General features: G+C 38.4%; 2 protein-coding genes. Both read left to right on the top strand.

Going from position 1 to position 2,041, the window contains the following annotated elements:
- Positions 1-214 precede the first annotated feature (214 nt).
- Positions 215-400: a hypothetical protein gene (locus tag F6K13_RS30375; RefSeq protein WP_124143779.1), complete on the top strand. Its 186-nt coding sequence runs from the start codon at positions 215-217 to the stop codon at positions 398-400.
- A gap of 356 nt (positions 401-756) precedes the next feature.
- Positions 757-1,602, top strand: coding sequence for an OmpA family protein (locus tag F6K13_RS30370; protein WP_124143778.1), 846 nt, complete (start codon positions 757-759; stop codon positions 1,600-1,602).
- The last annotated feature ends 439 nt before the right edge of the window (positions 1,603-2,041 follow it).

Below are 2,041 nucleotides of genomic sequence, written 5' to 3'. Positions count from 1 at the left end.
TTATCATTTTCTTTGTGGGTTTAATACCCCACCGTCAACGGGGGTGTTCACGCATTACTTGGGGGAGCGAATCCCCATGTAATTTTCCTCCTGTCTCCTGTCTCCTGTCTCCTGTCTCCTTCTTCAACCCTTGTTTATTAAGCATCTCTATAGATTAGACATCTCCAGAAAAGAGGCAACAGGCAATAGCTCATCTGGCAACAGGGAGAAATAATTGATAATTGGTGGTGGTGCATATAATAGTAAAGGAACTGTGGGGAGATGGGGACTCACCCCTCGCCCCTCCCCCTCCCAGGAGGGGAATTTGGGGAGATGGGGGGAGTGTGGGAGTGTGGGAAAAATTAAAAAATATATATCCTCACCAAAACCCATGCAGGACTACCTGATAATTTATGGATAAGAATTGATTTGATTTTTGATTTTTACCAGATGTCTATTTATGTTTTCTGCTATGTTTTCCCTGTTCTCTGTTCCCTGCTCCCTCACAGGAGTGTGCATTCCCTCTCTTTGTCGATGGTCGGACAGCGAGGAGACCCACCCTTGACAGAGTCGCTGCCTCTTTCCTCCGGAAGAGGAGCTTTCCTATGGTCATGCTGCGCAAACGCTAACACTTTATATGTTGCGGAGCAAAACGCCATCCCTCGACCGCTTGCAACTGTAGTCGTCGCGGGGTCGCACTGCTGTTCCCTGCTCCCGACTTTTGCCAGGAGTCTAATATATTTAATAATTTGATTATTAATAGGAATTAAAATAATTATGCGTCATCGTTCACGACTTGTTGAAGATAATCGCGACCTAGAAATTTGGCCGGCATTTACAGACTTAATGTCTAACTCTTTTATGATATTAAGTTTATTATTGCTATTAGCTATTATTAAATCTCTGTTTATAGAGTCAATTTCTGATGCCAACGAAAATCGCGCCCTACAACTGCAACAAGAAATTACTAATTTACAAAATCAAATTCAACAAAAGACTGGTGAAGTAACAGGATTACAAGGACAAATTGGTAACTTACAAAATCAAGTAACAAAATTACAAGGATTAGTAACTACCTCTGAAAATGAACTAGAGCAAAAGTCAAATAGAGTCACACAACTAGAAACAGAAATTGAAAAATTGAAGTCTCCACCTGTAATAGTAATTAGAGATTCTAAGTCTCGAAGATTTGAATCAGGAAGTGCGGAAATATCGGGAGATTTAAAAAGTTTTATTGAGGGAGATTTAATCAAACAAATAGAGGATTTTGCTAAGGAATATAAAGGTTATGTTGTTGAAGTAATAGGTCATACTGATGGTCAAGTAAATCAGAGAAGTGGAAGTAATTTAGATACTCAGTTAGAACAAGTTGCTAAGGGTAATGAATCTGTTAATAGTTTAGTACCAGGTTCAAATGCAGATTTAGGTTTGATGCGTGCTTTATCTGTTGTACAAGAACTTCAAAAAAACCCTCGTTTGAAAGAATTGGGGTTAAAATTTCGAGCTTATTCTGCAGCACAATTATATAACCCTGGGGGAGATTTTGCGGGGGCAAATCGTAATCCAAATCAGAGCAGACGTCGGATAGAAGTTCGGTTTACTCCTAGTGCGGTTGAGAGGTAGGTTAAAGTTGAAAGCAAGATTTTTAGCACAGATGTAATTGTAGATTTATGAACACGGAACCAAAACCGATGTATGAATGGAGGGACATCAACTGGCGAAAATTGGATAAGTTTACCGAATATAGTGGCATTAATCCTAAGGACTCGTGCAAAAATAACCTGAACAGTTTTTTTGATAGAAGCTATATTTCACAATTTATCCCAGATAAAATTTGTACAACTTATTTTTACATGGCTCCTAAGTTTGAAATTAAAATATACAATTGAGAATAATATAAATACTGCTAAAATTATTATGGCAAAATTTTGTTTGCAAGCTCCCTTTAAACCTACTGGTGACCAACCTGGAGCGATCGCTCAATTAACTGTTAATATTCAAGCTGGACATAAATTTCAAACATTACTAGGAGCTACAGGTACTGGTAAAACTTTTTCCATAG

Origin of the sequence: Okeania sp. SIO2B9 (genome assembly GCF_010672505.1) — a bacterium.
In the GTDB taxonomy this organism is placed as follows: Bacteria; Cyanobacteriota; Cyanobacteriia; order Cyanobacteriales; family Microcoleaceae; genus Okeania; species Okeania hirsuta.
The sequence above is the reverse complement of the archived record's forward strand: the minus strand, read 5'-3'. Positions and strand labels throughout refer to the sequence as shown.